Origin of the sequence: Perlabentimonas gracilis (assembly GCF_011174675.1) — a bacterium.
Lineage (GTDB): Bacteria > Bacteroidota > Bacteroidia > Bacteroidales > Tenuifilaceae > Perlabentimonas > Perlabentimonas gracilis.
Map to the genome: position 1 here is coordinate 23,030 of NZ_JAANIG010000045.1, position 6,555 is coordinate 29,584.

Below are 6,555 nucleotides of genomic sequence, written 5' to 3' on the forward strand. Positions count from 1 at the left end.
CGCAAAATACAAAAAAAATTTAAACCCACCATAGCTAGCAAGATATTTCACCACTAATTGATTCCTGAACTTTTGCTTGAAGATCATTGAATTCCATGTCTTGCCCTAGTATAAACATAAGCTTTACCACGGCAGCCTCAAGGGTAATATCGATTCCGCTTACAACTCCGGCTTTTTTTAACAGCAACCCATTGTCGTACTTATCCATATCGACACCGCCAGCCTTACACTGCGACACGTTAAAAACAAGTATTCCACTATTAACTGCCTCCTTTATCCTATTAACAAACCAGCTGGAGCTGGGGCCATTGCCCGAGCCAAAAGTATGCAAAATTACTGCTTTAACCCCAGGGGTTGACAACACCGAATCGACAGCAGCTGGGGTGATTCCGGGAAAAAGGGTTAGAATGGCAACGCTGGTATTGAAGTGCTTATGCACCACCAATTCGTACCTATGCGTTGGGTAGTATATGTATGCAAAGTTATAGTTGATGCTAATGCCTGCCTGAGCCAAAACTGGGTAGTTGTCGGACCGAAATGCATTGAAGTGCTCGGCATTATACTTGGTGGTTCGATTTCCCCTAAAGAGCTGATTCTCGAAAAAAATGGTAACCTCTGGAACTAGGGGCTGTCCATTGCTTGTGGCGGCGGCTATCTCAATGGCGCTAATCAGGTTCTCCTTACCATCGGTTCGAAGCTTGCCAATGGGCAGCTGAGAGCCAGTAAAAACCACTGGTTTACTCAGATTCTCAAGCATAAAACTCAATGCCGATGCGGAGTACGACATGGTATCGGTGCCATGAAGCACAACAAACCCGTTGTACTTCTGGTAGTTTTCATGAATTAAATCGGCTAGTCTAACCCAAAACTCCGGAGTGATATCGGATGAGTCGACCAAAGGATTGAAGGATATGGTATCGAGGTTAAACCCAAATTTGCGCAGCTCAGGAACCTCATCAAGAATCTGATTGAAATTGAATGGCGCCAAAGCACCTGTTTCGGGGTTTTCCTTCATGCCAATGGTTCCCCCTGTATAGATAATTAGTATCGATGTGCTTGATGACGACATATGCTAGCGAAGATCTAGTGAGAAAAGTTTTACGGCATTGCGTGTTGTAATGTTGGCAACCTCATTGGTAGTTACACTCAGAATATCCGAGATTTTGGCCACAATATACTTTAGGTTTGCGCTTTCGTTTCGCTTACCCCTTTGGGGGACAGGGGAAAGGTAGGGCGAATCTGTTTCTACAAGTACCCTGTCAATATCCATATGCTTCACAACCTTATCGACCCCTCCGTGCTTATAGGTTACCACCCCGCCTATACCCACCATAAAACCTCCATAATCGGCAATATGCTGGTAATCCTCAAGCGTTCCGGTAAAGCTGTGGAAAACACCTGTTAGGTTGGAATCGTTCTCCTGATCGATAATATCAAAAATTTCTTGAAACGACTGCCGGGCGTGAACAATAATGGGTAATCTCAGCTGCTTGGCCAGCTTAACCTGATACCTGAATGCCTCGCGCTGCTGCTGGATAAAGGTTTTGTCCCAATATAGATCTATTCCGATTTCACCCACTGCATAGAACTTTTGCTTTGTCAGATGAGCATCAATAACCCGAAGTTCCTCCTCGAAGTGGTCTTTTACCGATGTGGGGTGTAGCCCCATGCAGGGGAAGCAATACCCAGGAAATTGCCGGGCAGTGGATAGTAGATCCTCAACCGATTCGCTATCGATATTGGGCATAACCATCGCCCTAATACCCTCGGCCTTTGCCCGTTCTATGGACTGGGTGCGGTCATGATTAAATTCGCTTGCGAAGATGTGCGTATGTGTATCGATTAGCATTGTGGAAACTGTTCCAATTATTGGTGGCTACAAACTTAGCAAATGTTTACTTAATCGCTAGTAATAGCTAGCAGTTGTTTCTGATGCAAAAGGATATGGTACTAGTATCCTTTGGCCAAAGCAAAAACCTTTCCCGGCCTACATTTTATTAGGCCTGCAAACTCTAAGTTGAGTAGCACCGATGAAACTTTTGCCACTGGCATCTTTGTTTTAAAACATATTACATCGATGGACTCCTGCCCAAACTCCTTTATCACTCCAAACACTTGCTTTTCTTCATCGGTAAGTTCAGGCATAATCTGCATCTGCTTTGGCTCTGGCTTTGCGGCAGGTGATTCCCATCCCAGCTGGAACTCAATATCATCGGCCGATTCGATAAGCGCTGCCTTATTGCTTTTAATTAGGAGGTTGCACCCCTTGGAGTACTTACTGTCAACCGGCCCTGGTATGGCAAAAACCTCGCGGCTATACGATTGGGCAATATCAGCAGTAATTAGAGAGCCACCTGTTTCGGCACTTTCAATCACCAAGGTGGCATCGGCAAGGCCAGCAATAATCCTATTTCTTTTGATAAAATTATTCCGATCGAAAGGTGTTTTAGAAGGGAAATCGGTTACCAGCGCACCCGCTTCGTAAATGTCTTTAGCTGTTGATCGATGTACAGAAGGGTAAATTGTATCGAGGCCATGGCCAAGCACAGCAACGGTGGGTGTTCCGTTCCTCAGGGCAGCTTTATGTGCACATACATCAACACCATAGGCCAAACCGCTCACCACAACGGGGTAGTGTCCACATTTCACCAGATGGTCAATTAGCTCGTTGCATACCCCGCGGCCATAGTCGGTAATGCTTCGGGTTCCAACAATGCTAATAACTTTCGTATCGTCTAAATTAAGATTATGCTTGCTTTTACAGAAAAGAACAATGGGGCCATCCTCGCATTGTCGAAGGCGCTGTGGGTAGTCAGAATCGAGATAAAAATAGGTTTTGATGCTATGTTTCACCACAAAGTCGACCTCGGCCTTAGCCCTATCGAGTATGGATTGGTTGGCTATCTCGCTAGCTATAACAGGGCCTATGCCGGGCACCTTGGTAAGCGAATTCTTACTTTGCCTAAAAACAGCTTCTACCCCACCGCAATAGGCTATTAATCGTTTTGCGTTGATACTCCCAATACGGGGTATCATATCGATGCCTATTTGGTATGCCAGCTGCTCAGCGCTCATGGGAGGTTATGCCTGCGTTAGTAGAACTATCGAGGTACAAACTTGTCGAGGCTTTTTATTAGCTTGCTCCTCTCCGACTTGGTTAGCGCGCTAATGGGTATGGGTGGGTACTTAACTATATTTCCTTGATATCTTCTGAAGAGAACCAACTCCTCACGAAGTTTCTTTAGCTTGTAGTTGATTTTAAACCCTGTAAAATCGCGCTTGGGAATTTCATACGATATCTTATCAGACTTAAAGAGGTTAAGCTGGTAGAATCGTAGTACAATCTTATTCTCCTCATCGTTATACGATATAAAGGCTGATGCGGCAAGCAGATGATAAGTATAGAAAACCACAAAGAACGACATAAAAAGAATGATGAAGACCCAGCGGGGAATTCCGATTAGGCCAACCAGAAAACTGTCGAACCCAGTAAAAAACAGCAATGCCACAAGCACTGCCGATATCACTGCCATGATTCGCTTCTGCATCTGAATTTTTATGGTTGTTTGCTCGTTATCAAACTTCATATTGTCAACTTTTATGATGGCTAACTTTTTGATTTTCGACGTTTCAACTCCTGCTCAATGAGCGATAACTCCCTCCCTGTTTGCCCTTTTACCGACGTGTTCTCCTGAGCACGACGGATTAAGTAGGGCATCACCTCACGTACTGGGCCATAGGGTATGTACTTGGTTACATTATACCCCAAGTGCCCAAGCATAAATGAGATATTATCGCTCATTCCCAAAAGCTGAGAAAAAGTGATACGCTTATCGTTTTTACTCACGCCCCCTTTTTGCATAAGTAGGCACAGCCTGTTCACGCTCTCCTCATTATGTGTTCCGCAAAAAATGGAGATTGTGTCGAGATGATTGAAGGCAAACTCTTGCCCATCGTTAAAGGCCTGATCGGTATCCTCCTTGGTGGGATGAATTGGTGAAGGGTAGCCCAGCTTCTGGGCACGTTCCCGCTCTTTCTCCATATAGGCTCCCCTAACGAACTTCATACCCAGCTTAAAGCCATTCTCCTTGGCATCGCGGTATGCCTCTTTTAAGAATGTAAGCCTATCGGTGCGATACATCTGCAGGGTATTGTAAACGAAGACCTGCTCCTTGTTAAACTCGGCCATCATATCGCGCACCACTTCATCCAATGCTTTTTGGTACCAGGAGTCCTCCGCATCAATTAGAATGGGAGTATTGGCCTTTACCGAGGTGTGGCAAAGGGTGTGAACCCTTTGTTTGAAAAGATCGAATTGTTCTGTCTCCTCTATTGTTAGCGACATACCTTGAGTAACCTTTTCAAGAATGTCAACATTAATTAGCCCTGTGGGCTTAAAAACCGAGAAGGTGATACTTGGGCTGCTGGCCGCATTATGAATGGAGTTGAGAATTTCGGTGTAGGCTTCCTCCTGTGATTTTGCTGTACCCTTACCCTCTACGGAATAATCGAGTATTGATTTTACTCCAAATTGAGCCAACGTGTTTACTGTTGGAACACTCTCGGCAAGGGTTTCGCCCCCCACAAAATGGCTAAAGATTGTGGGCTTAACAAGCCAGCCAATAGGGAACCGAATGGTTAAAGCAATACGAAGCAGTAAACTTCCAAGGTTTACCAGCCATGGTAGGGCAATGGTTCTGAAAAGGAAATGGGCTTTACGAAGCTCCTTGTTGTTGCGCCAAGCAAAGGCAATCTCGGTATTGTTGAATGTGTGCATTGGGTGAAATCCGTTAGATTAATACAATGGAAAACCCACTCAAAGATGATAAAATGAGAGGATAAAAGCAAGACTTTTGATTTCTAAACAACAAATTGCTATAAATGTTGGTGGCGTTACATTGAAAGAGTAAGGGGAAGCATTGCCTCCCCTCTACTATTTGCATATGATCATTTTACATTTTGCCTAGCTATACAACCTGTATCCCCACCTTTTTAAGATCGTCCCAAAAGCTTGGATAAGATTTGGATACCACCCGAGGGTTATCGAGTGAAACCGCACACCCCTTGGCCACCAGCCCTGCCAGCGCCATAGTTACCCGATGGTCGTCGAGAGGTTTGAACTCAACCGTAGTCCCCTTTGGAAATGCTGTTTTACCATCAAATGTTAGGGTCTCAAGTTCGCCCTTCTTCTCCACTTTAAGCTTGGCTCCTACACGGCCAAACTGAGACTGAAGGGCCATAAGCCTTTGGCTCTCCATACAATTCATCACCCCAATACCTGCAAACCGGAAAGGCATCTGCATGGCCACGCAAGTAGCCACCATGGTGGGAATAAGGTGAGGGTTATTGGTGAAGTCGTACTCAAGAAGTTCTAGCTTACGCTTGGTTTTGGTTAGCAAAACGCCATTCATGGTTGGAGTTGTTTTTACGCCAAGTGGTTCAAACAGTTCCTTTACAATGGCGTCACTCTGAACACTTTCGGGGTTTAACCCGTCGATGGTTAGCTCTACTTTTGATGATATGGCAGCCATTTGGTACCAATAGCTTGCCGAGAGCCAATCGGCTTCTACGGTCATGGCCGACTCATCGTGCAGGTCGTTCTCAATAAGTATCTCGTCCTTATCCCAACTGCTATTTATTCCAAGGTAGTTAAGCAACCTTAGGGTTTGCTTAATGTACGGTGAGCTGATAATACGGTTTCTAAACTCTACCACATCATCAGATGATAAGGAAGGCGAAAGCAGCAAGGATGTGGTGATGAATTGGCTACAAATAATAGCATCGACCCTGATGATATTGCCCTTAATGGCCTTACCTATGATCTTTAGCGGCGGGAACCCTTCCCTCTCAATGTACTTGATGTTAATGCCTTGCTTTTGCAACATATCAATCACATCGCCCACAGGGCGTTTGTGCATCTCGGCCGAACCGGTTACTATCCAGTCGCCCTTAAAAAAGCTAAGAAATGCCCGCAGCAGCCTAATTGCCTTGGCAGGATCGCCGGCCTCTAAGGGCACTTCGCCCTTACGAATCTCCTCGGCGAATACTTTGGCCGCATCCTTCTCTGAAATGGACTTGATATCGAACTTAGCATTTTTGAGCGCCCTTATTACAATGTCCCTGTTACTAATGTTCTTTGAGGGCGAAAGTGATATGCTACCGAATAGTTCGCTATCCGGTTTAGATACTGTATAAATTTGCATGATTCAAAAAATTATGTTTGTCCCAACAACCACCAAATGTATTAATAAAAAGGCTCACCCTGCCTAATAAAAATGGATTATTTTTCCACAACAAAATCATAACACCCTCTTATTGTGAGCCTTAAACGGTTATGCAGGCCCTCTGGATATAGATTATCCGAGATAATGGAATTCGGGTATACCTAGGGCTTGCTGAATAAGACATAAACATCTGGTTTCCTAATAATTGAACAACAGATTTGCTCTGTCAAATGCAAGGAAATTCGAGCGTTTCTGCTAAAACCCTTGCACCTGTATACTGGGGCGTTGCCCAGTCATGTTCGGAAGATTAACAGATTGAAATTGAGAAATA

At 44.7% G+C, this 6,555-nt stretch carries 6 protein-coding genes; all 6 read right to left on the reverse strand.

The features are described 5' to 3' along the window. Window positions 1-34 precede the first annotated feature (34 nt). On the reverse strand, window positions 35-1,069 hold the full coding sequence (locus G8O23_RS15220) for an asparaginase (protein ID WP_166366386.1): 1,035 nt from the start codon (window positions 1,067-1,069) through the stop codon (window positions 35-37). Window positions 1,070-1,072: 3 nt separating this feature from the next. Further along, window positions 1,073-1,849: a TatD family hydrolase gene (locus tag G8O23_RS15225; RefSeq protein WP_166366388.1), complete on the reverse strand. Its 777-nt coding sequence runs from the start codon at window positions 1,847-1,849 to the stop codon at window positions 1,073-1,075. Between the two features lie 101 nt (window positions 1,850-1,950). Beyond that, window positions 1,951-3,075, reverse strand: coding sequence for a DNA-processing protein DprA (gene dprA, locus G8O23_RS15230; protein ID WP_166366390.1), 1,125 nt, complete (start codon window positions 3,073-3,075; stop codon window positions 1,951-1,953). A 26-nt stretch (window positions 3,076-3,101) separates the two neighbouring features. Beyond that, window positions 3,102-3,587 carry a hypothetical protein gene (locus tag G8O23_RS15235; protein WP_166366392.1) on the reverse strand — a complete coding sequence of 162 codons (486 nt, stop codon included), beginning with the start codon at window positions 3,585-3,587 and terminating at the stop codon, window positions 3,102-3,104. A 20-nt stretch (window positions 3,588-3,607) separates the two neighbouring features. Beyond that, window positions 3,608-4,777, reverse strand: a complete 1,170-nt coding sequence (locus tag G8O23_RS15240; RefSeq protein WP_166366394.1) for a proline dehydrogenase family protein — start codon at window positions 4,775-4,777, stop codon at window positions 3,608-3,610. Window positions 4,778-4,967: 190 nt separating this feature from the next. Further along, window positions 4,968-6,203, reverse strand: coding sequence for a 3-phosphoshikimate 1-carboxyvinyltransferase (locus G8O23_RS15245; protein WP_166366396.1), 1,236 nt, complete (start codon window positions 6,201-6,203; stop codon window positions 4,968-4,970). Between the last annotated feature and the right edge of the window lie 352 nt (window positions 6,204-6,555).

Excerpts from the sequence above, each read along its gene's own strand:
- G8O23_RS15220 (WP_166366386.1), bottom strand. The coding sequence starts at position 1,069 with ATGTCGTCATCAAGCACATCGATACTAATTATCTATACAGGGGGAACC.
- G8O23_RS15225 (WP_166366388.1), bottom strand. The coding sequence starts at position 1,849 with ATGCTAATCGATACACATACGCACATCTTCGCAAGCGAATTTAATCAT.
- dprA (WP_166366390.1), bottom strand. The coding sequence starts at position 3,075 with ATGAGCGCTGAGCAGCTGGCATACCAAATAGGCATCGATATGATACCC.
- G8O23_RS15235 (WP_166366392.1), bottom strand. The coding sequence starts at position 3,587 with ATGAAGTTTGATAACGAGCAAACAACCATAAAAATTCAGATGCAGAAG.
- G8O23_RS15240 (WP_166366394.1), bottom strand. The coding sequence starts at position 4,777 with ATGCACACATTCAACAATACCGAGATTGCCTTTGCTTGGCGCAACAAC.
- G8O23_RS15245 (WP_166366396.1), bottom strand. The coding sequence starts at position 6,203 with ATGCAAATTTATACAGTATCTAAACCGGATAGCGAACTATTCGGTAGC.